The organism is Bdellovibrio sp. MYbb2 (genome assembly GCF_056175685.1).
This window is the reverse complement of the sequence record NZ_JBJKJI010000001.1, coordinates 1,903,224-1,928,465: the sequence shown is the minus strand read 5'-3', so window position 1 is coordinate 1,928,465 and position 25,242 is coordinate 1,903,224. Positions and strand designations below refer to the sequence as shown.

Genomic DNA, 25,242 nt, shown 5'->3' with positions numbered 1-25,242 from the left:
CCTTAGACGATGGAAACGCACAAAATGCATTTCATGCACTTTGCGAGACCCTTGCCACTAGAAAAGCAAAGACTGCACCATCAAGGCTGTCTCATAATGAGATTCTTAAGATTTGCTGTATTTTTGCAGAACAGCTTCGACCGTGGCCATGGTCAGAGGCTTTGCCAAGAAGTCATTCATCCCCACTTGTGCGCAGCGGTCTTTTTCTTCGGCAATCTCAGTAGCGGTCATGGCAATGATCGGCAGATTTTTGAACTTGGGGTTTTCACGAATGGTTTGCGTGGCAAGGAAGCCATCCATTTCGGGCATGTGGCAATCCATCAGGATCAAATCGATTTCTGATGTTTGCAGCTTTTCTAAAGCCAGTTTGCCATTATCCACCATGGTGATGTTATGGCCTAATTTAACCAACATGCCGCGAACAATCAGTTGATTGACGGTGTTATCTTCGGCCACAAGAATGTTCAATGGTTTCATGGCAGGTCCTGAATCTCTTCAAAAGATCTCATCAAAATTTTTAATTCAAACGCAAATTCCTGGATCTGCACTTGAAGGATCGCAAATTGCGCTTTCAACTGCTCGTGTGTCCAGTCATCAGTGTGGATCTCTAAAATCCGGGCCGTTTCCGCCACATCAGGGCGGTGAAAGTTCGAAATCGCCCCTTTGATCTTGTGAGCCGCAGCAAAAGCTTTCTTGCGATCCAGATTTTCGATCAGGTTCTGAAGCTCTTCAAGTTCCTCGGCGTATTCGTAAAGAAAGATATCCGCCGCCGCCGAAAAGATCGAAAAATTCCCCAGAAAACGTGTGTCCAGCATCTGGCTTAAAAACACCGGGTCCAAACCCGATGCCACCACGTCCGGGCAAAGTCTTCTGATTTTTTCTTCGGTATTAGTCATGCGGTGTCCTTTTCATAAGCATACCGCAAAGAAGGCTGGCGACAACAAGTATCATGAATTGATCGGCAGGAAAACAAGCCCAGGGATTTCCCCGGGCTCAAGAAGGCAGAAGAACTAGAACTGAGCTTTTTTAAGAGTCTCTGTAACTTCGATGGAAGTTTTCAGCTCACCATCACAGAAGTCACCACCGCAGGCGTCGCGCATTTTAGCTTCATCAATGAACATCTGATTGGTATCAACTGTGTAAGTGATGTCCTGCATACCAGCTTCGTCGCGATAAACCAAAGCTTTGATTTCATAGATGCCCGCAGACTTGCGAACTGCAGATTTGAAATCCAGAACATGATCGATTTGGAAACTGGTAGAGATATTTCCCATCTCAGCAAAAGCCGTGAACGTCAAATAGATGGAAGCCGTCGGGCTGACATCTGTAGATCTGCCATGGTCTGTAACAACCACATTCACAGTTTTCAATACAGAATCACGCTCCACTTTCGCCAGTTGAACAACTTGGGATACGGAAGACACTGGGATTTTCTTGTCGTCAGAGGCAATTGTTTTTGCCTGAACAGAAACAGAAGTCAGAAAAGCAGCGAACGGAAGCAATAATGCTTTTTTCAAGGGGATCTCCTTTGGTTTGTTTAACGGACAGGAAGGTACCTGTTCCTTAGAAAAACCGAAAGAGGGCTCATAATGGATTACTAATTTGTACAAGAGGACTGCCAAAATTCGTTGTTTTAGCAGCCCTTTTTCACGGAATCGCCAGGAACCTATGTCAGAATTGCAAGGTCCGCAGGGTTAAAGCCTTTAAGCTCACCAGTGCGAGCGTCTTTTACTTTCTTCACCCATTGAGGATCAGTCAATAGAGCACGGCCCACAGCCACCAAGTCAAAGTCCCCGCGATCCAATCGGCGGGTCAATTCATCTAGCCCCCCGACCTCGGCGCCCTGCCCGCGGAAGCTGTTTAAGAAGTCTCCGCCACTCAGGCCGATAGAGCCCACCGTGATCGTTGGTTTGCCGGTGATTTTCTTAGCCCAGCCCGCGAAGTTCAAATCAGAGTCCGCAAACTCAGGCTCCCAGAAACGTCTTTGAGAACAGTGGAAAATATCCACGCCCGCTTCAGAAAGTGGCACCAGCCATTCTTCCATTTCTTTCGGAGTCGTTGCGACCTTGGCGTTATAGTCTTGTTGTTTCCACTGCGACAGACGCAAGATCACCGGGAAGTCCGGGCCCACTTTCGCACGAACGGCTTTCACCACTTCAACAGCGAATGTATTTCGAGCAGCGATAGTGCTTCCACCAAAACGATCGGTGCGGGTGTTCATCCCCGGCCAGAAGAATTGATCAATCAAGTAGCCGTGGGCTCCGTGAAGTTCAACGGTGTCAAAGCCCAGGTTCTTGGCATCCAAGGCCGCTTGCGCATAAGCGTTGATGGTATTTTGAATGTCTTCCAAAGTCATCTCGGCCGGGCCTTCAAATTCAGTCGGCGGCAGCCAGCCTGACTGGCTTGGTTTCATTTTGCCCATGTGCCAGATTTGTGGCGCCATCTTACCGCCGGCTTGATGAACGGCCGTGATAACCTGTTTCCACTGACTCAAAGACTTTTCACCATAAAAATGAGGAACATCTTTTTCGTTTGAAGAAGCTGGGCGATTGATCACGGTGCCTTCCGACAAAATCAATCCCACGTCGCCTTCGGCGCGGCGCTGGTAGTACTTAGCGACGTCTTCAGTGGGCACACCGTTCGGGGATTTTTGACGCGTCATCGGCGCCATAACGATGCGGTTCTTAAGGTTTAAGCCTTTAAATTGGAAGGGCTGAAAAAGTGAATAGGTATTCAAGAATGCTCCTTTGAAGGATCGATAGAGCAATAATGTTACTATTATTGTTGCATTAATGGAAGCCCCTCAACACACCACGTGATGATCTGGGCCACTAATCAAAAAACACCTCAAATTCAGGGTTGAGACTTTACTTATGTAACAATAATGGATACATTTAAAAAGTCTATTGGTCTTAACATAAAAAGGAATCTGAAAATGAATCTGTTCTATTCTCCAGGTGCTTGTGCCCTTGCGTCTCAAATCGCTCTGCGTGAAGCAGGCATGAACTTCGAAATGGTCAAAGTTGATCTGAAAAACAAAGAGTACGCTGGCGGCGACTACAAAAAAGTAAACCCTAAAGGCTACATCCCGGCCCTGCAGCTTCCGAACGGTCACTTGATGACTGAAGGTGCGGTGATCTTGCAGTGGATTGCGGATCAGGCCCCAGAAAAAAATCTTCTGCCAAAGTTCGGCACCATGGAACGCTACAAAGCGATGGAGTGGCTGAACTTTATCGCAACAGAAGTGCACAAAGGCATTGGTTCGCTGTTCAACTCGGCCCACATGAACGACGAAACCAAAGCAGCGATCCAGGCAAAAATCCAATTGCGCCTGGGCGTACTGGATGATCACCTTAAAAACAACGCCTATATCTTGGGTGACAATTTCTCGGTTGTGGATGCTTACGCGTACAACGTTCTTCGTTGGACGAATCTGGTTCATGTGGACACAACAAACCACAAGGGCATCCAAGGCCTTATGGCAAAAATGGCGGAACGCGCATCCGTGAAAGAAGCTGTCGCTGCTGAAGGCATCCGTCTTTAATTAGTGCATTTGGGCTCAAGGACTTTTCCGCGAGCCCAAACCTTATAGTCCGGGCACTTTTCTGCTGCCACGGAAAGCAAGAAATCGCTTTCGCTCACCACAAGTTTTTTCAACCCTGGAATCGCCGAAACGGCTTCCCAATCCCCGACCGAATTTTCTGAAACATCCAGAGTTTCCACCCCGGCAACAGTCTGCAATACCGTCACATCTGAGATGTTGTTTCTTTTAAGATTGATGAATTCTTTTTCTGGCAGGTTTTCCAAGAAATCCAGGTGTTCGATTTCCATTTTAGAAAGATCCAAACGCGGACTTTCATTCAGGTACTGAAAAGCAGCCCCACAACTTCCCGCAAACTTGTCCGTCAAAGTTTGAAATACTTTATCGCTGGAGTTTTGACACCAGTACAGAAAGGTCGGAATTTTTGGAAAGGTCACGGTATCCTGCCTTAGATTGATTTCACAGGTCTGCAGGTTTTGGAAACAAGCAAGGACTTGATCCTCGATCTGAATTTTGGCTTGATTGATGTTTTCTTTAGCTTTGTCCCACATCTCGCGATAAGCACCGGGGACAGAGACAATACTTTGCCAGCTTTCCATTTGCCCTGATGTCACCTGCAATTTGCGATAGGCCTCTGAAAGGACTTTCAGCTGCTGCAGCGCCTGCTCCTCCTGCTGGGTGAACAGCGGACTTTTTAGTTCTTTCCAGTTAAAGGAAACAATCGAAGATGAAGCCCCACCCGTTAGAACCTGCTGAAGCAAACCGGTTTGTTTGTTCAGAGCATAGCTTGTCAGGGATTCATAAATCTCGGCACAGGCATTCAGATCCGCCTGCATATTACACTGGGCAAGGCCATTAAGTTCATTGGCCGTAAATTTAATAAACTGCTGAGGATCCCCACCCCACTGCAGGGCGGACACCATAAATCCATCTAAAGTTCTATGTTGCTGCAAAACGCGGAATAAGGATTTAAGCGAGCTGCCATCAGCCTGGCTTTCAAAAAGATCGGCCGCCTGACGGTTTTGAAAATACATGTCCACTTTCACCAGGATATCGGCGCCAAGGTTTTGGCTTTCGATATAGGCTTGCTGGCAGTCTTTCTGGCTTAGTTTGATTTGCCCTAGCTTCAGCGTAAGACCGCGCAAGGAAAGACTGTAAAAAAAGACTCTGCGGAACGATTCTTTTGGCGGCAGTAAAAATCTGTCCACGGAACTGCCCGAAAAGAACGTCTTCTGATTGGGATACTGTCCTTGGTTAAATCCTAAAAGCTCGTAAACTTGATCCGGGGACAAGTTGCGATTCAGACTGTTTTTCAGGACCAGCTCCCCTTGGGAAGATTTGGTTCCCGCTGCACACTCGCGGCCCACGTCTCCGGTCAAAACGTTGTAGCTTCTGCCCAAAGCCAGATTGTCAGGAATATTACGACGGGTTTCCGTCAAAAAGGCCTGATCATAGTCAAAATCAATATGATGATTGCGCGGCTGCGGACCGCAGCCGATCAAAATTAGAAGTGCACTAAGGACAGGAAGGGATTTTAGAAGTCTCATAGCCGGTTACTACCTCGCGCTTTTGAACATCTCTGAATCTTGCAATTCAAGGACCATGTCTTGTCCAGCCAATTGCTGATACAGGTTCTTGGCGTCTCGAATTTCCGAAATACAGGACTGACTTTTCTGACAGCGGTTCATGGAAGCTGCGATCTTGCGAGAGGCACTTTTGGCAAAGTTCAAATACTGTTGAACCGAACGTTGGTGGTTTATTTCCAGCTCGGCATTCGCCAGCAGGATTTCAGCCCTTGCCTGCCTTTTTAGGACGGCGGAATGGACTTCAATAAACTCTTCGATGAATTCAGGGTCTGCCCCACCCGTTTCACTAAAGCTCCAATAAGAAGGAAGCAAGCCTGTTCGGGTGTACGAATCCAGGTTGTATTGAAGTATTGGCGATTCCTCAAGCTTGGCTTCGTTGTATTCCAAAGACGCCATTTGGGCAGCAAAACCCTCGGGGCCATTCACATAGTCCAAAATCTGATTCACGATGTCCCGGCAGGGTTCAACATTGTCGATCCGGCAGCTTTTAATTTCAAATTTCGGCAGTCGGCTCTTGTTCCCGCCAAGTTGCGTGGCCGTTGTTGTGATCAAAGTGTTTTCATGCAGCTTCTGATTAACGACTGTCACCGAATCAGATTTACACAGGCCCAACACGCAGACTTCGGTTTCAATATCAATCTGGTTACGAAAGTACTTTTTAGATAAATCAAGGCGATTATGAATCAGCAGCACCCCACCCATATCGGCACTATCAAGAAAGCTGTTGCCACAAATTTCTTCAAACGCCTTGGGGTCATTCAATGCCAGGGCGTTTTTGCCAATCTCGGTCAGCTCATAATCAATCAACGCGGCCGTTTTACCGCGCATTTCATATTTAAATCCGGTGGAACCCGCCATCGTCCCGTCTTCATAAGACGTCGACGTATAAGCCGAAGCACTGCCGCCCAATACGACGGCATTGATTTCAGCAGACACTTTACCACTTAAAGAGGTCTTAATTCCGTTTAGTGATAAGTTCGTCGTCAGTTGCAATTGCCCTTCGGACAGGCCCCGGTAATGAACTCGGCCTTTAAGGCAGCGTGCGCGGGGTTCTTTGGTTTTGGTATCATATCCCGTTCCCAAAGCCCAGGCTTCTTGTTCCGCGCGGGGTACGGCCTGTCCCCACGCTGGCAAGGAAACTCCTGCAAGCAACAATGCTAGAATGTTAACAAGAAGTGCCTGAGCATTCATAAATCGTCCTATTGAGCTAAGCTTTTCCAGAAGTCGGGTTCAGCCTTCACCGCAGCGACCGCGATGTCACAGCTGTACCAGCCTTCCACATTCGAGTTACCGAACTGACCCGGGACTTTAAAAATCGGTGCCGTGTTCAGGGCTTCAGCCTGACGGATATCCACACCCTGATGAAGCATCGTTTGGCGCAGCAGATCGCAGGCACGGTTGTTGGTGATAATATGGTTCTGAATGCCGTGATTTTCGTGATTCCATTTGTCTGACAATGGGTTCCCGTAAGCACGAATAGTCACCAATCTCATAGCAGAAAGCGCGGACAGATTGCTAACGTTGTTATTGGCAAAGTTCACATGCGACAGATTTGGCAGTTCTTTCAGTTTGTCGATATTGATCACGCGGTTGTGGTGCATGTTCAAAACTTCCAAACTTTTCAGGTTCTCAATCCCGTCCAACATGAAGATTTCGTTTTCTGAAACATCCAAAGACGTCAGGGACTTCAAACCGCGCAAGGGCTCCAGGGAAGAAATCTTGGTGTTAGCCAAATTCAGCTTATGCAGATCCTGCAGGTAACGGAATGCCTGGGAGCAATTCATCTTTTCAGAAACTTTTGCAGCCGTGCGGATCGCCTTCACTGTTTCCTTCGTGACAGAAGTCTCGTCAGAAAGACCGCAGTAGTCTTCAAAGGTCATCATTTTCGTGATTTCACGGGAATCATAGAACTTCAGCTTTTCCGTCATACCGGCAAAAGCGTTCACGCAAGAATCCGGATTTTCCCGGCAGATCTTGATCGCATTTTGAACAACGTCAAAGTTGTCGCGAATCACCGCCTGCAGAGTCTGAAGACGCACTTTTTCTTCAGAATGCTCAATGCTGATATCCAGCAAGTCTTGAGTGCGACCCAAGTCAGCGCTCAGCTTCAAGTACTGGCGAACCAGGGATCTTCTTTTTTGTTTGATGTCTTCGCCGATATCAGTGACTTCACTGCTCAGCTCTTGAGCTTCGGAATTAGCATAGCTGGTATAACCATACTGCATCCACGCCGGACCGTCTGATTTTTGAGGCTGATAAGTCATATTATTCAGCTGAGATGAAAAGCCGCCCTCTTCCGTCGCATAGTTAATCATCTGAGAGATAGCCTCATAGCACGCTTCGTATTTTTCGATATCGCACTTAAAGATCTGGGCAGTGACGCCTTTTTTGATTTTTTCTTCAGAGGTCTCGACACCTTTTAGAATATTAGCCAGTTTTGAAACGTCCCCGCCCACTTGAACTGCTGTAACAGTAAATTTCACATCGCGGCCGTATTTTTGAACGGCCGCGTTCATGCGACCGTTCAGTTTGATGATATCCATGATGTTGGCATTGGCATCAGACTGGAAGTTTGCTTTCAAGTCGCTGGAGGTGAATATGAACTTCACGTTGATCAGAAGCTTTGCCTCCAACGCCAAAGAACGGATGTAGCTATCACCGCAGACTTGCTTGACGTTGCCTTTGCTAACCGCATCTTTCCCGGCTTGGGTCAGTGTCAGGTTTTGCAAAACAGCGTTTTTCCCGGCCGCACTGATAACATAAGCCGCAGAAACCGAGTTGGACGTGTTCGCGGTGCTGCCTGTGAAGTTTGCAGCCCCACCGGCAGAGATAATATCCAAAGAGATATCCGCTCCGATGGCCATGCCCAGCTCCGTCAGCAGGCGTTCCTGGCTGACACCGGCCTCAACGCCGACATAGCCATTAGAACTGCCCACATAGGCAAGAGTTCCGGTCACGCAAGGCACTTTGAAGGTTTGAGTCGCAGAATCAAAACCTGACCCCAGAAAGCCTTGTTCTGAAAGTTTGGTGATTGTTTCTGCATAAGCTGGAGCCGCGCCCGTGATCAGGGCGGCCGCCATGCCTAGTTTAATTTTTTTCAGTAAATTCATTTTCATATGTTTCTCCAAATATCTCTGTTAGCAAGTTTGAACGCGGCAGACTTCGTGGCGTTTAGGCGGTGGATAGTATTCTTTTTCTTTTTTCGGTGGCGCGGGCGGCGGCGGTGGAGCTAACTTCTCGGTTACCGACCATTCGCAAACCGCCACGAACCTGACACCCTCTGGGACTCGGCAGATTTCGCCCGGTGCCCAGTTTCGCTCTTCATCACCAAAGACGGGATAATTCACCGTGGTGGTCGACTCTGTGGATGTTTGCTCTGTTTTCACTCCGAAGTATTGGGCGCGGTCTTTGGTAAAATCAAAGAACTGACCGCTGTTTTGCTCAATACAACGATTCAGCCAGGCAATGCGGGATTGAATCTGGGAAACCGTCAACTTTTCAACGGAACATCTTTCAAAAGAAGCGTTGGCGGAAGCGGAGGCCAGTAAAGTCGCAATCGTGATAATGAGTGATTTCATAGCTTCTCCTTTTATTGGCACAAACGACGTGGACACGGTTCTTTAGGCGGACGAGGTGGATCAGGTTTTTTCTCGGGTGGCGGAGTAAATGGGTTGGGCATGACGACCTTTTCAGTCACCGAGTTTTCACAGACAGCGATGAAGCGGACCTCTTCAGGCACTTGGCAGACTTCACCTGGGGCCCAGTTTTGTTCGTCATCGCCAAAGACTGGATAATTCACAGTGATGGCTTTCATAACGGAGTTGGCTCGGACGATCGTTCCAAAGTATTTGGAGTTTTCAGTGGTGAACTGCAGAAAGGCACCGTTGTTTTCATTGATACAACGTTTTAGCCAGGCCACTCGGGCTTCGGCTTGGGCGATGGTCAGATTTTCCATAGAACATCGGCCTGTGGCACGAGCCGAGGTGGCAGCTAGAATGGTGGCGGCAAATAGAATGAATGACTTCATGGGGTCTCCTCTTTTTTCAGGAAGACCCTTTTGCAAGGTGAAGACCCCGTAATTGGGGCCTGAGGACAGCTTTATTTCGTTTTAAGGCCCGGAATGTCTGAATTTCCGGAAGCCGTCCGAGAAAAAGGACGGACAAGCTAGCAGCCAATGTCTCACTTTGACCCCAACAATAAAACTAATTTTTGTATACATTCGCGCCGATAAGATCAAAGCCTGTAAGGAGATACGATGAGCTTTGATATCGGGACCTTCGTAAAACAACACAAATCCAAAATTCAGATGTTTCTTTCTTATGCTGTGCCGTTTGGTTTTGCTTTCGGCGCGAACAAGAGCTGGCAAACTGCCGTAGTTAGTGGTGTCTTGTTTGCCCTGCCAATGACTTGGCTCCATCTCCTGTATCAAAAAAGTAACGATGAATACTCAACAAAAAGCTCTGACCTCTTAATTATTTACTTGCCGCAATTGATTTCCTATATCTGCGTCGTTGGTGCCATAATGTTTTCTGTTTTTGGATATCTCGCATGGATATCCCAACAAAAAACAGCTGCTTATATGTTCATACCATTTGTACTCTTATGCTTATCCTCACTTCCAACATTGTGCTCAATGGTAGTCGTAGGGCGTACATCGCTATTGAAAAGATCACAGTTCTTTACCTCCAAAGAGGAAGTCTTCTATTTCAAAGATATTGAAGATGTAAAAGTCACGTTCTTTCAAGTCGTAAAAATCGTTTTTAAAAATGGTACAACGTTAAACCTGCCCGCTCACAGTCAGTCTTTTATGCACTTACCACCCCATGACAATGACAATGCAGTCTCTCCCCAAGTTGAGGGGCTTCATCGCCTCCGGACCGAATTGCTTCGTCGTAAAAAACAACCTGCCTCATCCCCAGACTTAAATGAAATTCAAGACCTTAAACGCCAGCCTTACAAGGGCTTCAAGATGGCAAAAGCGATAGCTGCATTCGCCGTTGGCATAGCATTTCTGGCCTTTGACGGGCTAAAGTTACAAGAAAAAAGTCTGCTTAAGATCACGCAGAGAGATCCCATTGAAGTAGGCCTTAACGACTTCCGAAGTGCCTTTCTATTTCATAAAGGCGAAAGATTTAATAGTCTAAAAGATAAATATGAAGACCAATGCCACAAGAAAAAAGACTTTAACTGCCGATTTGCTTCTTACCTATATGAGTTGGATGGTGATTTAAACAAAGGCCATTCACTCATGAAGTTGAGTTGCAACTCAATGGATCCCCGAAGTTGCTACAATGTCTACATCAATGCCGCATCATCCGACAAAGACAAGGAAATGGCCTCATCTATTCTGGACGAGGCCTGCAAAAAGGACAATTATAGCCAGCTCACTTGTTGCACGTGTTATGCGGAAGCTAAAGCAGAGCGAGTTCCTGCATCTAAAGACTAAATAGCCCGCTGGGGTACCTATTTTCCGAGCTGGAACTTCTCAAAGCGATGAAGCTCTTTTTCTATTTCCTCTTTATTGGCCTTGGATTTGTGTTTACCCAGCCAGCTCCATTGTTGGATCAGAAGCTTTTGGTTTTGGCGATCGGTCTTTAAGTCTATGACTGCCACGGCCTGATCACCGATGATCACGGGCAAGGCGAAATAGCCGTACTTGCGTTTTTCTTTCGGGACGTAGGCTTCAAAGCGGTGGTCGTAATCAAAGAACATGTGAAAGCGCTTGCGCTGAATGACCAGCGGATCAAATGGCGACAGGATGTGGGTCATGTCGTTTGCTTCGGGCATTTCGCTATCAAGTGTTTCTGCTTCGATCCAGAAGGCTTCTTTTTCAAGACCTTTGATTTGAACTGGGACCAGGCTCCCCTTTTTGACTCGGGCTTCGATGCGTTTCAGGATTTCTTTCTTGAATGGAGCTTTGGTCATATAGGCTGCGGAATCAAGGCTGATAACACCTTGGGATCGCAAGGCCCGGTCAATGTTGTATTCGCACACTTCGGCCGGTGTCGCAGCCTTCGGGCGCTTGTCCCACGCGAAGTGACGGTCAGTCAGGTCATACTTTTTCAGCATGCCTTGGCGTTCGGCTATGACCAGGTCCCCGCCGTTAAATCCGCATTGCAGGAATTTCTTTGAAGGCTTTTTACTGCCCCATGCGTGAGTCTTTTCAACCAGTACATCATCGGTCACATCGCGGATGCTGATGGGGCCTTGTTTTTTGATGGTGGCTAGGATCCCCTTCACGTCTTTTTCGGTAACGGAAGAATACCATTCGGACGGATTGGCCTTGCGGCGGTTCATGTCGTTGATGAAGTATTTAAAGTCGTCAGTAGCAACGTACGCCAGGGCGTGGGTCCAATACTCAAAGATCGTCTTATCTTTGCTTTGCGCTTGGTGAAGGTGCGAGCGTTTGTAGTCCGGGATGCGTGAAAACAAGATATGGTGATGGGACCGCTCGATCACGTTGATGGTGTCGATTTGAACATAGCCCAGGTGTTTGATGGCTTTGACGGTGGCTTTGGGGCCTTGACCGAAGGGTTTGACTTCGGTGAGGCCTTGGGATTGGAGCCAGAGGATGCGGGATTGTTCTTTGGTGAGGCTTTTCGACATGGATATCTTCTATCATCCCTAAGCCGGGCAGATACACTGTTGGCTCAACGCAAAACTATCACCTTAGGCAACACCGGACACTTTTTTGCCCCTTCGTTGAGGCTTTGACGGCCGCCACGGGATCAAATCCAATTAATTCGTTCTGTGGCCGGCATATTCATCGCAATCCCTTGTTCTTAAGAAAGAAAAACGGGAGTAATTTATGAAAAAGCTAATTCTAGCAGTTCTATTGATGTCTAGTGCTTCTGCATTCGGAGTCTCAAGTGAAAGCCGTCTCCTTGGTTCTTGGTACGGTCTCGGCTTGGAAATGGAATACTCCATCGATGGCACCCTGACGACCAAGTCTGAAATCCACATCGAAAGTATGTCGTGCAAAGAACGCCCCGTGGAGCTCGCTGACCTCAAGAGTCCCGCCGCCAAAGGCACCGAAGTCGTTCTTGACTGCAAAAATGCCAATGGAAACAAAGAGTCCTATCTCATTAGCTACTACACCTCCGCGAATAATGAGTCTTGTATGACGTTCACCGACGCGAGACCAGCCAACTTCGTCTTCCGACAACTGTTCTGTAGAAAATAGATTCGACTTTCAAACGCTTAAGTCGCGCTCCCTCTGGGGCGCGGCGTTTTTAACCACCAGGTCGCGCATCAGAAGTTCAATTTCGGGTTCACTTAATGTTTCCTTTTCAAGAAGTTGGGCGGCCCCTTTTTTGAGAATCTTTAAGTTCGCCGCCAATGATTCCCGCGTTCGTAAGGCACAGGCCGCCACAATCTGACGAATCTCCTGATCAATCTCTGTGGCACTTTCTTCACTGTAGGTGCGGTTTCGATAGCCTGCTCCGGGAACTTCAAGAAAATTACCCGTGGGCTGTTCAAAAACGATATTGCCCAAAACCTCACTCATCCCATAGCGCGTGACCAGCGCTTCAGCAATGTTGGTCACTCGAACCAGGTCATCCGAGGCCCCTGTGGAAACTTCTCCAAAGATCAGCTCTTCAGCGACTCGTCCGCCCAAAAGAACACATATCTTGTCCAACAGTTCAGGCCTAGTCATCAGATACCGATCTTCTGTCGGGCGCTGCATAGTGTATCCCAAAGACCCCAAACCTCGGGGGATGATTGAAATCTTCTGCACCTTGTCCACGCCCGGAAAAAGGCAGCCCATAATGGCATGACCCATTTCATGGTGAGCCACAATGGCTTTCTCTTTTTCATTCAGCAGACGACTTTTCTTTTCAAGACCTGCCACGATCCTTTCGATCGCCGCAACAAAGTCATTTTCATTCACAGTTTCGGCCTTGCGACGAGTCGCCACCATCGCCGCCTCGTTGATCAGGTTGGCAATGTCTGCTCCTGTAAATCCCGAAGTCAGATGTGCCAGATGTTTGATATTCAAAGCTTCATCCGCCTTGATCTTCTTTAAATGCACCCGCAGAATCTGCTCGCGCCCGGTTCGGTCCGGACGATCAACCAAAACCTGGCGATCAAAACGACCGGCCCGCAAAAGCGCTGGATCCAACACCTCAGGTCGATTCGTGGCGGCCAGAATCACCACGCCCGAGCGAGAATCAAATCCATCCAACTCGGCCAGCAGCTGATTTAAAGTCTGCTCTTTTTCGTCGTGTCCCCCGAAAGAACCCGCTACGCCGCGAACTTTGCCCAGGGCATCCAACTCATCAATAAATATAATGCAGGGAGCATTCTTTCTTGCCTGTTCAAAAAGGTCCCGCACTCTGGCGGCCCCGACCCCGACAAACATTTCTACGAACTCAGAACCGGTGATTGAATAAAACGGCACTTGCGCTTCACCCGCCACTGCTTTGGCCAAAAGAGTCTTCCCCGTCCCCGGAGGCCCCACCAGCAGAATTCCTTTCGGCATTCGCGCCCCCAGACGACCGAATTCTTGGGGGCTCTTCAGAAACTGGACGACTTCGTACAGTTCCGCCTTGGCTTCTTCCACGCCCGCCACATCCCCGAAAGACACCTTCACACCGGTTTCGGCATACAGCCGGGCGCCACTTTTACCCACGGACATCAATCCGCTCATCCCGCCTTTTTCCGCAAACTTGCGACTGAAATACAAAAAAACCGCCACAAATATCAAAGCAGGAACGACCCATGACAAAAGATCACGAAAGAAGGTGTTTTCAATTTCTCTGCGATAGGTCACGCCGGCCCCGGACAGCTCTTTGGCAAGTTCGGGCTCGACCCGGTTGGTGACAAAGCTCTTAAAACCATTTTGGGGTTGCTTGAATTCCCCGCGAATGTTGTTTTCTGTCACTATCAGATTTTGCACATCACCTTGCTTCACAAGACTTTCATACTGACTGTAAGGAATTTGCTGCACAGTGCGTGAGCCAAACCAAACGCTCTGGAGCCAGAAAATCCCCAGAATCAAAAAGAAGATCCAAAAGAAATTGCGATTGGGTTCATTCAAAACAAAACCCCCACTTGATTTCTATTTTGCGATTTCAACGGCACGAAAACCAGATTTGCATTCGATTTTTGTCAGAGTACTTTGGGGTGTGCAAACGCTCTAGACCTCGGTCTATTACTTTGGCATCACAACCGTCATATCCATGTAAGGACCTCGTGGAACTTCTCCCGGCAGTAAGCCGACTGGAACCTTATTGGCGCTCGGCCCCAAAGACTTAACGAATCGATACATCGCCCTCAAGTCTTCTTTCGTCATGGCGTTCAAGGCAGCGTGCTGCAATTCCCCACTGCGACCTAGATTATACAGATCCTTAAAATCATTATAGCGAAACTTCGACTGCTTGACGTTAACCAGCATGTTCACTGTCGATTTTGTAGAATTCCAGGTGCTCTAGGACAAGACCTAGATGGCCGCGACAGCTGCATTTTAGAACGGAGAGTGTATCGAAAGTAGATCAGCGGAGAGGTTCGTGGTTCAAAATAAGGTCACGTTCTCTTGTATGGGAGCTTTGTGGCCAACAATAGCGACTCACATATCTTCTTTTCAAATGAAAAGATGAATGCTTCATAATCCAGCCAGATTCGAGTAATTCCAATATTGTGGACCGTGAAATATTGCAGCAAGAAACTTACTTGCATGAGAGACGGTACGAACCGGGGCTCATCGGTAAATTTTAGGGACGAGACGGATATTCATCGAACGGTTACTCGAGAAACGAAGGCCAGAAGACTCGAGCGGAACGCCACAAAGATATAGCGAAGGCTATATGCCATAAATCATCACAAAAGTAATAAGTCCCTATATGGGCCCAAGTAGTGATGGCGTAAATATTTTCTCGATGTAAATTGGGGTGCTGGTCGGTTCGCAAAGTATATTCAACCATTTAGCACCCATTTTAGTCTCAAAAAACGGCAAAAACAGAGTTTTCAGTATTACGTAGCTCATTGCTTCCCAAAATGGTCTCCAGAGAAGCCCGAAAACTTGGAATAGTATAATCTCCAATGGCGATCATATATAGAAACTACTCACCCGCAAAGGCAGCTTCGAAACTGTTGAGAAGCTGCCTTATCAAAATTCCGATAAACCGAACAGTTCTTTTAGGTGGTAATAAAATTCTTAACCGAGAGAGTCCTTGACTCAATTCATCCACAGAAATGATCTAGTCCTGTAAGCACTTTTCTAAACTAGTCCAACTTAGACAGTTTGCGACGTTGAATCTTGTCACTTTCGGAAAAACTCAGACTTAGAGATCTTCTTCACATCGACAGGATCTAACTGAGCAATGTTAATTCCGAAACTCTGGAATTCCTGATCGACCCCGGCTTGTCCAATTTTAAGCGCGAGTGTAAGAGTCTTCGCAGGTGTCGCGGATATAAACTTCTGTTCCCTACAAAACTCAATCACATTTCGAAATCTCTCTTCACTTGCTTTTATCATCAGAGCCCCAATAACATTGGGATCACATTTTTGAGACTGCATGGATTTCAAAATACTGTCAGGGCTGAAAACCAGAGCATGGGCAGTCACCGCACCTACCGCTAGCACCAAAGCCTTTGGATCTTGCATAAGAAACGGAGACAACTCGACAAGACATTCTTCAGGTGACATATCTAAAGGAGGCTCAGCCATCATATTGCAGCCGATGCCTTTCAGAAGGGAATCAATAGAAACGTTTGATCTTTCGACATAAGTCGATCTAAGGCCCCCTGCTCCGCTATCGAATGCAGCAACTTCCTTGAGACCTTTCAACAACCCCTGACCAAGCTTTGTTTTTGTATCTTTCACTGCCGCCTCTTTTCCTGCTTACAAAATTGAGTATATCAAGCTAATATCCAAAATCAAAAGCAACGACTGATCGAGATGCTGTAATGATCTTAAGAATTTCCTCAAAACTAAGCTCAGTACTATTTCTTCGAAGTAATAGACCTAATTGCGATTCATTAACTCCAACAGCCTCAGCGATTTTTGCAATCGAAGTGATTTCAGAGGTTTCGATTGCTATGGCAGCCATATGTTCTAGATTGCGACGGTAGTTCCCAATAACCGCCGCGACCTGATCAGGCGACAAGGGTTCGCCATACACCAGCACACGTTCAGCCTGACGCCGCTTGCGCTCCTCAGTTTCTTGTTGATTTGGTTCGATCTCCCACGCACAGGGACCTCGATGCGACCCGCGATTAAGACCAAAGGAAATTTTTCGGGGATAGCGAATTGGCTTAGAATTCATAGTAGCTCCTTTTTCTGGGGAGCTACTATAGCACGAATTTTGCGGCTTCTAACAGCCTGATAATACTACACATTTTCTTTCATTAGGTCACGCCAAGACCATCAAGCATCTTCCGATTTGCAAAAGAGGCCTCATGATACTTATAGTCCCCACTTCAGTCTTTCATACTCCTCGATCTCTTCCTTGAGCTGGTAAGCAAAAGAGATCAACGGATCGAGAGCGAGCTTTATTTGCTCTTCAGTCAAGCCAGATGCCCTCATCTTTTCTGCATGAGCTTCAATCTCTTTAAGATCAGTTGCCAATCTAGACTTGCATTCTTGATATTCTTTTTCAGTTTTCATCCAACGAGCCCCGCCTGACGGAACGACCTTTTCACTTCACGAAATACCTCGTTGAACTCCGGCAAAGAAGTCATCTGCTTTGACAAACGACTTTCCCAGGTCTTTTTCAAGCGAGGTTCTTTCTTTTCGAACTCGCCGCGCCTGTCTTCAAAAGACAATCCTTTAAACTTCATTTTCGTCTCGATATCCCCAATGAGATCGGAAATATTCAAGCCCTTTTCGATTAGCAAACAGTACATGTCATAGAGATCACGCGGCTCATTGCGATTACTCGCAAACAACGCACATGTCTTCTCAATTGCCACCTCTTCTAAGGAGTACACTTTGATCGTCGGCTCAAGTAGAAAGTCGCTGTATTCTTCATAAGTACGGATAATCGCTTTATCCTCAATTGGCGTTAAGATATTTTCTCGGAATGTAACGTCAACCTTTACTTCCTTTGGTCCGCCTGGAAGAGGGCCAACATAAGTAATATAGAATGTATGAGTGTTTTCAGAAGAAGGATCTTCCCGCAAATGAGCGAATTCGATCCCTGAAGCTTCCTTTGTCCAATCGAAAATATTTGAAAACTCGGACAGGATCGTTTTCAAAGAAATCTCTTCTTTTAGCGAAAAATCCAAGTCCTCGGAAAATCTATATTCCTCGTAGTGACACCTTCTAAGAGCCGTTCCACCTTTGAAAATCAGTTGCTCCTTGAATTTTGAATGTGCAAGACCAAAAAGAAACCACGAAAGACAATAGTCTCTCTCTATAACGGCCTCAGGAACTCTCTTGCCGCCTTGTTTGAAAAGCTTATTTGAGATTTGGGAAATTTTCTTTTGTTCAATCATGTTACGTCCTCACTAAAGACAACAGTTCTGCTTCAGAGACATTTAGGCGAAGCCTCCATCTAGAGTTGTACTTCCCCTCATCAACTTGCGTTGGATCAAAAAGCAGATAGGAGTCAGTCAATTTTTTTTGTAAGCGTTCAATTTCTTCTGTCGTTCCTAATTTATAAACTTCAAGCAAATATCCTAGACGGCGATAAATAGCGCCGCTATTTATTTTCTCCGCGTATTCACAAAGTCTATCCACGTTGAGTTCCTTTCTTTTTATCCAAAGACCTTTTGCGACCTCAGGCATTCCGCCACAGTACTCAGGGATCTTTAAACCATCAATAATTGTTCTTTCTAAGTCACTCACTAATACGGAATCAGTTTTAGTGACCCAATGCTTTTTAAAGCCAAAGAAGTCCCCTTTTTTGCAGGTGACAAAGTGAAACTCGGTCCCTTGTATGCTGATCTTTTCTTTAACTTGCTTCGTTGTTGTCACATAGACGTCCATGTGCGGCTGAGTGACCATCTGATACAACTCAAAAGCCGAGGCATGGGAAATAAAATACTGAGGCTCTTGTGCCTTTTGTTTGCGCCGAACAATCTCTCTGGCGACCACATAGGGGTTTCCCATATATTCGGTAGCTGTGCCCATCTCAAATGGAACAATCGTGTACAGACCTGGGATAAGACGGTTCAGAATTCCTTTTTTAACGAGAGGACTAAGGAACTTATTAAGAGACTTCGGTTCCATCCCTAAAATCTCCGACGCATCATCATTAGTGAAGATGCTCCTGCCCTGGTCGTAGAGAGACAAAATAAAGTTGGCTGACTTCGGACCTATGCTCTTTGTTAAATTAGTATTTATATCCACAAATACCCCTTAATTAATCCTAAAAACAGGTATAAAATATAATCAAAATTATTACTTATATCCAATTATACCCCATCTTATCGGATATTTTTAGATATAACTTATAATTTTATAAATAATCTAAATTCATAGGTATTATCATATGCTTATACACCTTTTAAATTTCAAGACCCATCTATAAACAATAGCCTGACTATTCCGATAAGACCTTCAGCCAGGAGGAAATGTGAAGTCTAAAAGTGGAAAAATCGCATCATGGATGCGACCAATAAAAGCCAAAGAACCGAGCAAAATCTTAAAAACTGCAAGCCAATACTGTTGGAGCCCTTTTCAGCGAGACTTTGCTCAAATAACACACTCCGATTTTTTTAAGAGACTCTCAGGCAAAACTCAAGTGCACTCATTTCCCGATAATGATCACATAAGAACTCGGCTCACACACTCAATTGAAGCCTCACAAATCGGCAGACATATCGCCAGATATTTTTCAAAAAAAATGCACGACCATGGGCTATTCAACGACAACAACCAACAATACCTGGTGTTCTCAAATAACCTAGAAGAAATTACGGCCGCGGCTTGTCTTCTTCATGATGTAGGTCATCCTCCATTTGGACATACGGGTGCGCATACATTACATTCTCTATCAAATAAATACGGCGAAGAATTTGACGACAACAAACAAGTATTTAGAATCGCATTAAATCCCGTCTGGTATGAAAAGTTTGATCCTTCTGGCCCTCTCGTTGCCGCCGCTATGAAAAAAAATATTCCCTCGCTAGTGGCCTATAAAACGGAGCAAGGAATTCTGTCCAATTTACTGACAGAACTAAATTTGACCAATGCTCGACATCCCGCGAGTCTTTTTATGGAGGCCGCTGATGACATCGCATATATCGCTGCAGACCTCACCGACTATTTACGATACAGCGCTAACGAATTAAATCTTCAAAAGATGCGTGAACACGCCAACATAAAAGATTTAGTCAATATTCCTGTTTTGGACTCATCTTTTAAACCGACAGGACGTAATATGTTTGGACTACTGGTAGACCTTAAAGACGGCAATTTTGAACAAATTCAGCTCTTCACATCAAACTTAATCAAAGGCCTACTCCTTCAAGTATTCAAAAATATCGATAGATTTTTCAATGAGAGCGACATTTCAGAGCAAAATGACATTCCAAAACAATTGAAAGACTTCACAGAGAAATATAGTTGTGAAAATGATCCGAATTTAATCTACCTGAATTGCCATCAGAACGGAAAAATATTCTACCAACTTAAAAAGAAGAGCTACAAAGAATTCATTCTAGTTAAACCACACATAGGTTCACAGAACTTAATGGCAAAAAAAGTGCTAACTGAGTTGTTCACGTCGCTAGAAGAGCTAAACTCATTCAACTATAAAGACTCTGATATCTTCAAAGTAATGCCATCTGACTTTCAAGCATATATACATAGCGCTCACGAGCCTGATTCATCATCATCTCCAGCGAGAATAGTTTTAGACTTCATTTCTGGTATGACTGACGAGTATGCCTTAAAAACATGGGAAACTATCCACCGCCCTCATGCTCTAAAGAATGCTTCATAAAAATTTATACATAAGGAATTCATTCCCACCAGAACGATAACGCCTAAGTACACAGGTTTCGCGAAACACGAACCCTGTGCAATTTTTTGCCGGTCAAGCTAGAGATCAAGAGCACTTACACCAAGTGATTTAGATGCATACTTTTTTCGAACAAACTTATTAATAAAGCTGTTCAGACCGAAACCTTGAAGCGCCAATTTCTTCATAGTCTCGATGCTGTGAGAGCCAGCACTTCTGTATGTGTAGGTATAAACTTTCAAATCATCAAATCTGACACTAATAAAATCAGCACCAATTTGGTATGCCCTGACCGCTGAATTGCCTTGTACATTTTTGTACTTTTCCATATTTCATTTCCTTTCTTGGAAATTGTTTGATTTCCAAAAGAGGTTGAGGAAAAGTATATTCAAACACAAAATACAAATACCCTCCTCTTTTGGTGGTTATTATTTTGAAAAGCCCTCTGGGCCGCAATTCCAGAGGGTTTCCTTATTGATAAGGCTATCGATATTCAGCCCTGTACTCCACAAAAAAAGGCATCCTCGCGCTAATTTTCTTAATGATAATCAGCGTCATCACATTCGCCTCCAAAGTCTCTTAGAAAGCTACATTCACCAGATATGCCCGGGCTTCCGGATATTTTTTAATACAAACACATTTCCCCACTCTCAATGACTTGATGGTATTCGGGTGAATGCAAAACTCCTCCACCTCACGCCGACTCCCGCCGCCAGAATCCACATCAAAGAACCCAAATCGTTCAGTCTGCCGAGTCTGCTTCCAGACAGTCCGGGTCCCCGCCATGCCGGAGATGATTTCTGCGCTCTCCGGACGCTTCTGGAGGAACGAATACACGGTTGAGGTGTTTCCCATAAGCCGGCCTGCAAACTCGGGGCTAATACGCTGTAAATCGCAAATCTCTTGGTGCGCCACCACCACCGACATCCGACTACTGCGGGCGCGGTCGAGGAAACCAATGAAATCCTCCTGAGCTAAATCCGCGAACTCATCGATGATCACCGAAAAGGGCTTTCGTTGTTCTTTTGGAACCTCACCGTCAACTCTCGCCGAAACAGATTTTAAATCCTGCAAGATAAAGCGACCTAATGCCTTGGCGGTTTCGCCATACCGGCGGGAATCCAGAAACAAAAAAATGATCTTAGATTGGGTATAGGCCTCAAATAAGTTTATACCTGGAATCTCTGAAGTAACCAACTCCCCAAAGTCAGACAGAACAATACTTTCCAACTGCGTTCGTAACCCCTGCAAAGAATTGAAGTGCTCTTTTGCATCCAAGAACTCTTTCAAGTTCTGAGCATAAAGTTTTAACTTCGTTTCGTTCATGGGGACCTTATTACCGACCTCAATGATCTTCGCTGGATTACTCGCGCACTCCAAAACAGTACCCAAATGGAAACGCTCTTGTTTATTGTCACGAATCCAGCAGAGCAAAATCATCAATTTCAAGATAAAGCTCGAAGACTGGTTTTTGTAATACTCTTCAGACCAATTCAGGCTATTGATTATCCGATCACGAAGTTGCGTGGCAGTGCCGCCCTCGATCAAATTGTAAGACAAAGACATTTGCTTTTCAGTCAGAGAAAAAATCATCAGATCGTCAATACGGTTAGCTTCCGCCACATGCTTTGAAAACTTCAGCAAAGTCTCCACATCTGATTTCAAATCAATAAAGAGCAAACCTTTCCCCTGTTGGATTCGTTGCTTGATAATATGGGAAAGCAAAACCGTCTTCCCATAACCAGAAGCCCCAACAACGTGAACGTGGTGGTTCAACTGTCCTTCAGTTAACTCTTCCTTTCGCCACATAGATCCCGACACCTTCCCCAGAACAACACGATCCTGGGCCGTAGACGAATTTCTCATAAATAAGTTCTTTACTTGTTCCATACTCAAAACCTCCCTACTCGCCTAGAACTTCGTTGCTCATGCTAAAACGAAAAAGCGGCTGAAAAAGTTGAGTATGGTCTTGAATCAGATTTCGAACAGTTTCCTTTTCACAAACATAGTGGACCTCCTCGAAGAGCCGTTCAACATCTGGAGCCACTGTCATCATGTGAATGTATCGCCTCACCTTTTGCTGATAGCGCTCTTTAGTTTTACGTGCGATCTCAAGCTCGAAGGCAACTCTTTTACCTTCTGGAGTGACATAGATGGCGTCGGGACGAAACTCCGTCGGCAAATACTTTCGATACTCTTCAATTTCAGAAAGCTGCCTTTCAGAAATCCATTCTTTAACAACGTCAGAATTTTCAAGAGCGATCCGAATCTGCGCCACACGCTGGTCATGATCAAAAAAGCGACCATCGACATCCAACAGAGGACGACAATAGTTTTTCTGCGAACGAGAGTTTCGCAAGAACAAGTAACCTTTTTGAGTGATCACATACAGCGGTCTTGCGCACACTTCGGTTAAAATCTGAAGCATTTCAGATTTTACTAATTTATGGACTCGCTGCCTTGCCCAGATCAGCGAGTTACTAACAGTCCCAAGCTTGGTAACTTTAAAAAACTTCGCGTGCAAATCTTCGAGTGTAGAAAATTTCATTTCTAAAACGAACTCCAGAACATCCAACTCTCGATCCGTGAACCTGTATCCCTTTTGCGGAGTAACTTTTTGCACAACATACGGCAAATCAAAAAAACTATAAGCAGTCTGCATACTCTTTCCCTTCGCCGACTTTTTGATTTGAAAACACAAACCAACAACAAAGTCGAACTGATGAAAGATGAAGTGGCCGAGGTAAACCTCCTCCCCTCCATCTTGTTGTTATTCTCAAAACTAAAAACAACCTCTCCCAACTAGGAAAATGAGCTCCCTTGCCAGCTTTTTGTTACTTAAGTAATGGGTGACCTGCCTTGCTGACCACCTGCTCTCAACACGTTGGGAGTGGGTGGTCAGCAAGATAAAGCAGGTCGCCCCAGCGCCTAAGGTGCTGAAAAAGCTGGCAAGGGAGCGGCTAGAATCCACAAAACTCCCATCGCGGTGGATGGGGGTTTTGATGGACGACAAGATGGGCTTATTTCTGCATGGAAAATGCAAAAAATTTGAAAAAAGAAGAGCCTTGTAGGGATGTGGAAAAGTGGTAGCCAAATGGTAGCCAAAAGTAGCCAACCATGGTCCCCCAGTGTCCCCCGCAGTCCCTAGGATCGAAAATAGCGTATCTACGCCTGTCTGAGCAGGTTCTACGTTGTTTCTGATACTTAGGTTTTTGCTTATTTTTTGAGAAGGGAAAAATGGGGTGATCTTCGGCAATTGAATGAAATCAATACCTTAGACGCCTTTTCCAGCCCGCATAGCCAGATTAAATGATGACTCTCGAAATGTTTATTCATTAGTTTTAGTGCCTCGCATAGGTCTGTAAGAATGTAGATTAACCACCATCTTCGGTGTGTTATCTACCTGCCTGATAAATCCTAAGTTCTCTGTTGCCCCTGCCACGTCGATACCCGCTAGTCGGATGTAACGGTTCATGACCTTCTCTTCAGTCCAACCGCAAATCTTTTTAACTACCGGACTTGTCACGCCAGCGTTTAGCAAGTGCGTTGCAAAGCAAGCTCTTAGAGCATGAAAGCTAACCGAGTTAATCCCGATCCCTTCACAGAATTCTCTAATTACTTTCGCAGCTTCGCCTCGGCGCCATTTATTAATACGTGGAAGTACGTGAGAACCTTGAGCGCGAACTCGTAGTTCTTTCAGCAATTCTTCAGTATCTGAATTAAATGGAACCTTACGCCAGTACCCGGCCTTCGTGGATTTAACCGCCTTTAAGCGACCGTTGTAGGACTTCGACACAGTGATGAGTTTACTATCCCAGTCGATGTCATTCCATTCCAGTGAGTAAAGTTCGCCTGAACGCATACCCGTATTTAAGGCCATCGCCCATACATAGTACCATTCGTGATCCATTGCTTTTGCTGATTCCAAAAGTTTGTGAATTTCAGCCAAGGATAAAATCAAAGGCGGCTTTTCATCGCGAGTCTTCTTTAGTTCAAGCCCATACGCTGGTGAATGATGAATTGATCGAATTTTACCTTCGGCAATCCCCCATTTAAAAACAACGTTTACGGCTGTTCTAAATGCCCGTTTGCGACTGTGCGAGTAATCTTGGTTATCAAGTTCTTGAATAACTTGTCTTACATCGCCAGGTCTAATTTCATGACATTCACGCTTCATCCAAGAGTTTGTCCATCTTCGTAAAAATGAAGTCATCTCTCGAACTGTGTCTGCCTGAATTTCTACAGCACTATCATGTTGAAACCTGTGAGCTAATTCCCATTGTTCTAGGAGATCATCCCACGTAGTTTCAGATCCTTCCTTTCGAGCCAATTCAGCTGCACACTCTCGAAGGATAGTTCTTTCGATTGTTTGTGCTTCTTTTAAAGTCTTGATTAGAGTCCTCATTTTTTGGACTCGAAGATCAGGATATATTTTACTTCTTAAATTTATTGATACCTCATAAGTGGTCTTGCCTTCAGAATTTAATTTTTGTCTTATCGCCATTGAAATCTCCTTTTTTTAGTTTCGGAAGTTTCAATAAGCCCATCAATATCTGTACGGCTGAAGTAATTGCGACCGCAATACTTCTTAGGGTTAAGTTGACCTCGGTGAACCATCACACGAATTGCACCAACTGTTGTTCCCAAGTAAAGAGCCACTTCTTCGGTTCTGAGCCATCGTTTAATTGTCAAAGAGCGAATCTTAAGCTCATCCTCTTGTTTTTGAATTTCTAAGGGTAGAACGAAAGCTGGGTTCATTATATCCATGTTATCCTCCACGGGTTCAATATTTTTTTGAACCCATAAGCAGTTTATGCGGCATAGCCACTAGATGGGCGCCTGCTGCTGGTTAATTTGACCTTTTAATAATTTGCCAATGAACTGATCGAGAGAAATTTTACCGTTCTTTTTTTGAAAATCGTCATGTGCAATGTGAAGACGGTCTTTTTCACTTAATGTCGTTTCTTGAAGTTCTTGAATATGCTGAGATTCAACAAGTCCCAGAGCTTTGCAAATAATTTCTGCATCTTTAATTTTACGACCGTAATTCTTTTTATTCGCCTTATCTTTTAAAGACGCCAAAAGCTTTGCCGATTCAAGATCCAGCTTCTTTAGTACATTTTTTCTTTTAACCGTTGTTGATGTTTTATCTTTAGATGCTTTATCGACGGGTTTAGAATCTTCCATTAATACCTCCTATTGGTGG

General features: G+C 45.4%; 27 protein-coding genes. 4 read left to right on the top strand and 23 right to left on the bottom strand.

Annotated features, from left to right (window positions below; genetic code table 11):
• Positions 1 to 105 precede the first annotated feature (105 nt).
• From AC04MQ_RS09350 to AC04MQ_RS09335, 4 genes are all read right to left on the bottom strand, one after another.
• A complete protein-coding gene (locus AC04MQ_RS09350) occupies positions 106 to 477 on the bottom strand; it encodes a response regulator (protein WP_475391941.1) in 372 nt (123 codons plus the stop codon).
• Entirely contained in the window at positions 474 to 896 is a 423-nt protein-coding gene (locus tag AC04MQ_RS09345; protein WP_417864695.1) for an Hpt domain-containing protein, read from the bottom strand. Before AC04MQ_RS09345 ends, AC04MQ_RS09350 begins: the two co-directional genes overlap by 4 nt.
• A gap of 114 nt (positions 897 to 1,010) precedes the next feature.
• Positions 1,011 to 1,517: a hypothetical protein gene (locus AC04MQ_RS09340; protein WP_417864696.1), complete on the bottom strand. Its 507-nt coding sequence runs from the start codon at positions 1,515 to 1,517 to the stop codon at positions 1,011 to 1,013.
• A 149-nt stretch (positions 1,518 to 1,666) separates the two neighbouring features.
• Positions 1,667 to 2,737 carry an NADH:flavin oxidoreductase gene (locus tag AC04MQ_RS09335; RefSeq protein WP_475391940.1) on the bottom strand — a complete coding sequence of 357 codons (1,071 nt, stop codon included), beginning with the start codon at positions 2,735 to 2,737 and terminating at the stop codon, positions 1,667 to 1,669.
• Positions 2,738 to 2,935: 198 nt separating this feature from the next.
• Here AC04MQ_RS09335 and gstA point away from each other — a divergent pair, with 198 nt between their 5' ends.
• Positions 2,936 to 3,544: a glutathione transferase GstA gene (gene gstA, locus AC04MQ_RS09330; RefSeq protein WP_475391939.1), complete on the top strand. Its 609-nt coding sequence runs from the start codon at positions 2,936 to 2,938 to the stop codon at positions 3,542 to 3,544.
• On the opposite strand, the gene AC04MQ_RS09325 is transcribed toward gstA, so the two are convergent.
• From AC04MQ_RS09325 to AC04MQ_RS09305, 5 genes are read right to left on the bottom strand one after another with little or no spacing between them, the layout of a single operon-like run.
• Positions 3,541 to 5,088: a hypothetical protein gene (locus AC04MQ_RS09325; protein WP_475391938.1), complete on the bottom strand. Its 1,548-nt coding sequence runs from the start codon at positions 5,086 to 5,088 to the stop codon at positions 3,541 to 3,543. The two genes, gstA and AC04MQ_RS09325, sit on opposite strands and share 4 nt — an antisense overlap.
• A gap of 9 nt (positions 5,089 to 5,097) precedes the next feature.
• Positions 5,098 to 6,318 carry a hypothetical protein gene (locus tag AC04MQ_RS09320; protein ID WP_475391937.1) on the bottom strand — a complete coding sequence of 407 codons (1,221 nt, stop codon included), beginning with the start codon at positions 6,316 to 6,318 and terminating at the stop codon, positions 5,098 to 5,100.
• A gap of 8 nt (positions 6,319 to 6,326) precedes the next feature.
• A complete protein-coding gene (locus AC04MQ_RS09315; protein ID WP_475391936.1) occupies positions 6,327 to 8,243 on the bottom strand; it encodes a leucine-rich repeat domain-containing protein in 1,917 nt (638 codons plus the stop codon).
• Between the two features lie 21 nt (positions 8,244 to 8,264).
• The gene (locus AC04MQ_RS09310) at positions 8,265 to 8,705 is read right to left on the bottom strand and encodes a hypothetical protein (RefSeq protein WP_475391935.1); all 441 of its coding nucleotides are present in this window, start codon (positions 8,703 to 8,705) and stop codon (positions 8,265 to 8,267) included.
• An 11-nt stretch (positions 8,706 to 8,716) separates the two neighbouring features.
• Positions 8,717 to 9,154 carry a hypothetical protein gene (locus AC04MQ_RS09305; RefSeq protein WP_417864703.1) on the bottom strand — a complete coding sequence of 146 codons (438 nt, stop codon included), beginning with the start codon at positions 9,152 to 9,154 and terminating at the stop codon, positions 8,717 to 8,719.
• Positions 9,155 to 9,382: 228 nt separating this feature from the next.
• On the opposite strand from AC04MQ_RS09305, the gene AC04MQ_RS09300 reads away from it, so the two are divergent.
• Complete coding sequence (locus AC04MQ_RS09300; RefSeq protein ID WP_475391934.1) at positions 9,383 to 10,573, top strand: hypothetical protein; 1,191 nt, start codon at positions 9,383 to 9,385, stop codon at positions 10,571 to 10,573.
• Positions 10,574 to 10,590: 17 nt separating this feature from the next.
• Here the strand turns inward: AC04MQ_RS09300 and AC04MQ_RS09295 are convergent, their stop codons facing one another.
• Positions 10,591 to 11,733 (bottom strand): winged helix-turn-helix domain-containing protein, encoded by a 1,143-nt coding sequence (locus tag AC04MQ_RS09295; RefSeq protein WP_475391933.1) that lies wholly within the window; start codon positions 11,731 to 11,733, stop codon positions 10,591 to 10,593.
• A gap of 202 nt (positions 11,734 to 11,935) precedes the next feature.
• On the opposite strand from AC04MQ_RS09295, the gene AC04MQ_RS09290 reads away from it, so the two are divergent.
• The gene (locus AC04MQ_RS09290) at positions 11,936 to 12,310 is read left to right on the top strand and encodes a hypothetical protein (RefSeq protein ID WP_475391932.1); all 375 of its coding nucleotides are present in this window, start codon (positions 11,936 to 11,938) and stop codon (positions 12,308 to 12,310) included.
• Positions 12,311 to 12,319: 9 nt separating this feature from the next.
• On the opposite strand, the gene ftsH is transcribed toward AC04MQ_RS09290, so the two are convergent.
• The 7 genes from ftsH to AC04MQ_RS09255 all read right to left on the bottom strand — a co-directional run bounded on the left by ftsH (position 12,320) and on the right by AC04MQ_RS09255 (position 18,421).
• A complete protein-coding gene (ftsH, locus tag AC04MQ_RS09285) occupies positions 12,320 to 14,167 on the bottom strand; it encodes an ATP-dependent zinc metalloprotease FtsH (RefSeq protein ID WP_475391931.1) in 1,848 nt (615 codons plus the stop codon).
• A 114-nt stretch (positions 14,168 to 14,281) separates the two neighbouring features.
• On the bottom strand, positions 14,282 to 14,530 hold the full coding sequence (locus AC04MQ_RS09280) for a hypothetical protein (protein ID WP_427720412.1): 249 nt from the start codon (positions 14,528 to 14,530) through the stop codon (positions 14,282 to 14,284).
• A gap of 858 nt (positions 14,531 to 15,388) precedes the next feature.
• Positions 15,389 to 15,952, bottom strand: a complete 564-nt coding sequence (locus tag AC04MQ_RS09275) for a hypothetical protein (RefSeq protein ID WP_475391930.1) — start codon at positions 15,950 to 15,952, stop codon at positions 15,389 to 15,391.
• Positions 15,953 to 15,992: 40 nt separating this feature from the next.
• Positions 15,993 to 16,394, bottom strand: a complete 402-nt coding sequence (locus AC04MQ_RS09270; RefSeq protein WP_475391929.1) for a hypothetical protein — start codon at positions 16,392 to 16,394, stop codon at positions 15,993 to 15,995.
• Positions 16,395 to 16,534: 140 nt separating this feature from the next.
• Positions 16,535 to 16,735: a hypothetical protein gene (locus AC04MQ_RS09265; RefSeq protein WP_475391928.1), complete on the bottom strand. Its 201-nt coding sequence runs from the start codon at positions 16,733 to 16,735 to the stop codon at positions 16,535 to 16,537.
• Positions 16,732 to 17,565, bottom strand: a complete 834-nt coding sequence (locus tag AC04MQ_RS09260) for a nucleotidyl transferase AbiEii/AbiGii toxin family protein (RefSeq protein ID WP_475391927.1) — start codon at positions 17,563 to 17,565, stop codon at positions 16,732 to 16,734. Before AC04MQ_RS09260 ends, AC04MQ_RS09265 begins: the two co-directional genes overlap by 4 nt.
• 1 nt (position 17,566) lies before the next feature.
• Positions 17,567 to 18,421, bottom strand: a complete 855-nt coding sequence (locus AC04MQ_RS09255) for a type IV toxin-antitoxin system AbiEi family antitoxin domain-containing protein (protein ID WP_475391926.1) — start codon at positions 18,419 to 18,421, stop codon at positions 17,567 to 17,569.
• A 226-nt stretch (positions 18,422 to 18,647) separates the two neighbouring features.
• Here AC04MQ_RS09255 and dgt point away from each other — a divergent pair, with 226 nt between their 5' ends.
• On the top strand, positions 18,648 to 20,018 hold the full coding sequence (gene dgt, locus AC04MQ_RS09250; RefSeq protein WP_475391925.1) for a dGTP triphosphohydrolase: 1,371 nt from the start codon (positions 18,648 to 18,650) through the stop codon (positions 20,016 to 20,018).
• Positions 20,019 to 20,116: 98 nt separating this feature from the next.
• On the opposite strand, the gene AC04MQ_RS09245 is transcribed toward dgt, so the two are convergent.
• From AC04MQ_RS09245 to AC04MQ_RS09220, 6 genes are all read right to left on the bottom strand, one after another.
• Positions 20,117 to 20,365 carry a hypothetical protein gene (locus AC04MQ_RS09245; protein WP_475391924.1) on the bottom strand — a complete coding sequence of 83 codons (249 nt, stop codon included), beginning with the start codon at positions 20,363 to 20,365 and terminating at the stop codon, positions 20,117 to 20,119.
• 250 nt (positions 20,366 to 20,615) lie between these two features.
• Positions 20,616 to 21,926 carry a type IV secretory system conjugative DNA transfer family protein gene (locus AC04MQ_RS09240; protein ID WP_475391923.1) on the bottom strand — a complete coding sequence of 437 codons (1,311 nt, stop codon included), beginning with the start codon at positions 21,924 to 21,926 and terminating at the stop codon, positions 20,616 to 20,618.
• Between the two features lie 13 nt (positions 21,927 to 21,939).
• Complete coding sequence (locus tag AC04MQ_RS09235) at positions 21,940 to 22,698, bottom strand: hypothetical protein (RefSeq protein WP_475391922.1); 759 nt, start codon at positions 22,696 to 22,698, stop codon at positions 21,940 to 21,942.
• 666 nt (positions 22,699 to 23,364) lie between these two features.
• Entirely contained in the window at positions 23,365 to 24,540 is a 1,176-nt protein-coding gene (locus AC04MQ_RS09230; protein WP_475391921.1) for a tyrosine-type recombinase/integrase, read from the bottom strand.
• Complete coding sequence (locus AC04MQ_RS09225; protein ID WP_475391920.1) at positions 24,531 to 24,803, bottom strand: helix-turn-helix domain-containing protein; 273 nt, start codon at positions 24,801 to 24,803, stop codon at positions 24,531 to 24,533. The genes AC04MQ_RS09230 and AC04MQ_RS09225 overlap by 10 nt, the downstream gene beginning before the upstream one ends.
• Positions 24,804 to 24,863: 60 nt before the next feature.
• Positions 24,864 to 25,223, bottom strand: coding sequence for a hypothetical protein (locus AC04MQ_RS09220; protein WP_475391919.1), 360 nt, complete (start codon positions 25,221 to 25,223; stop codon positions 24,864 to 24,866).
• Positions 25,224 to 25,242 lie beyond the last annotated feature (19 nt).

What these genes read in the sequence shown, in the direction of transcription:
- AC04MQ_RS09230 (WP_475391921.1), bottom strand. Translation starts at nt 24,540, where the DNA reads ATGGCGATAAGACAAAAATTAAATTCTGAAGGCAAGACCACTTATGAG.
- AC04MQ_RS09265 (WP_475391928.1), bottom strand. Translation starts at nt 16,735, where the DNA reads ATGAAAACTGAAAAAGAATATCAAGAATGCAAGTCTAGATTGGCAACT.
- AC04MQ_RS09320 (WP_475391937.1), bottom strand. Translation starts at nt 6,318, where the DNA reads ATGAATGCTCAGGCACTTCTTGTTAACATTCTAGCATTGTTGCTTGCA.
- AC04MQ_RS09225 (WP_475391920.1), bottom strand. Translation starts at nt 24,803, where the DNA reads ATGGATATAATGAACCCAGCTTTCGTTCTACCCTTAGAAATTCAAAAA.
- AC04MQ_RS09325 (WP_475391938.1), bottom strand. Translation starts at nt 5,088, where the DNA reads ATGAGACTTCTAAAATCCCTTCCTGTCCTTAGTGCACTTCTAATTTTG.
- AC04MQ_RS09270 (WP_475391929.1), bottom strand. Translation starts at nt 16,394, where the DNA reads ATGAATTCTAAGCCAATTCGCTATCCCCGAAAAATTTCCTTTGGTCTT.
- gstA (WP_475391939.1), top strand. Translation starts at nt 2,936, where the DNA reads ATGAATCTGTTCTATTCTCCAGGTGCTTGTGCCCTTGCGTCTCAAATC.
- AC04MQ_RS09240 (WP_475391923.1), bottom strand. Translation starts at nt 21,926, where the DNA reads ATGGAACAAGTAAAGAACTTATTTATGAGAAATTCGTCTACGGCCCAG.
- AC04MQ_RS09315 (WP_475391936.1), bottom strand. Translation starts at nt 8,243, where the DNA reads ATGAAAATGAATTTACTGAAAAAAATTAAACTAGGCATGGCGGCCGCC.
- AC04MQ_RS09290 (WP_475391932.1), top strand. Translation starts at nt 11,936, where the DNA reads ATGAAAAAGCTAATTCTAGCAGTTCTATTGATGTCTAGTGCTTCTGCA.
- AC04MQ_RS09220 (WP_475391919.1), bottom strand. Translation starts at nt 25,223, where the DNA reads ATGGAAGATTCTAAACCCGTCGATAAAGCATCTAAAGATAAAACATCA.
- AC04MQ_RS09310 (WP_475391935.1), bottom strand. Translation starts at nt 8,705, where the DNA reads ATGAAATCACTCATTATCACGATTGCGACTTTACTGGCCTCCGCTTCC.
- AC04MQ_RS09300 (WP_475391934.1), top strand. Translation starts at nt 9,383, where the DNA reads ATGAGCTTTGATATCGGGACCTTCGTAAAACAACACAAATCCAAAATT.
- AC04MQ_RS09350 (WP_475391941.1), bottom strand. Translation starts at nt 477, where the DNA reads ATGAAACCATTGAACATTCTTGTGGCCGAAGATAACACCGTCAATCAA.
- AC04MQ_RS09245 (WP_475391924.1), bottom strand. Translation starts at nt 20,365, where the DNA reads ATGGAAAAGTACAAAAATGTACAAGGCAATTCAGCGGTCAGGGCATAC.
- AC04MQ_RS09305 (WP_417864703.1), bottom strand. Translation starts at nt 9,154, where the DNA reads ATGAAGTCATTCATTCTATTTGCCGCCACCATTCTAGCTGCCACCTCG.
- AC04MQ_RS09295 (WP_475391933.1), bottom strand. Translation starts at nt 11,733, where the DNA reads ATGTCGAAAAGCCTCACCAAAGAACAATCCCGCATCCTCTGGCTCCAA.
- AC04MQ_RS09260 (WP_475391927.1), bottom strand. Translation starts at nt 17,565, where the DNA reads ATGATTGAACAAAAGAAAATTTCCCAAATCTCAAATAAGCTTTTCAAA.
- AC04MQ_RS09345 (WP_417864695.1), bottom strand. Translation starts at nt 896, where the DNA reads ATGACTAATACCGAAGAAAAAATCAGAAGACTTTGCCCGGACGTGGTG.
- AC04MQ_RS09235 (WP_475391922.1), bottom strand. Translation starts at nt 22,698, where the DNA reads ATGCAGACTGCTTATAGTTTTTTTGATTTGCCGTATGTTGTGCAAAAA.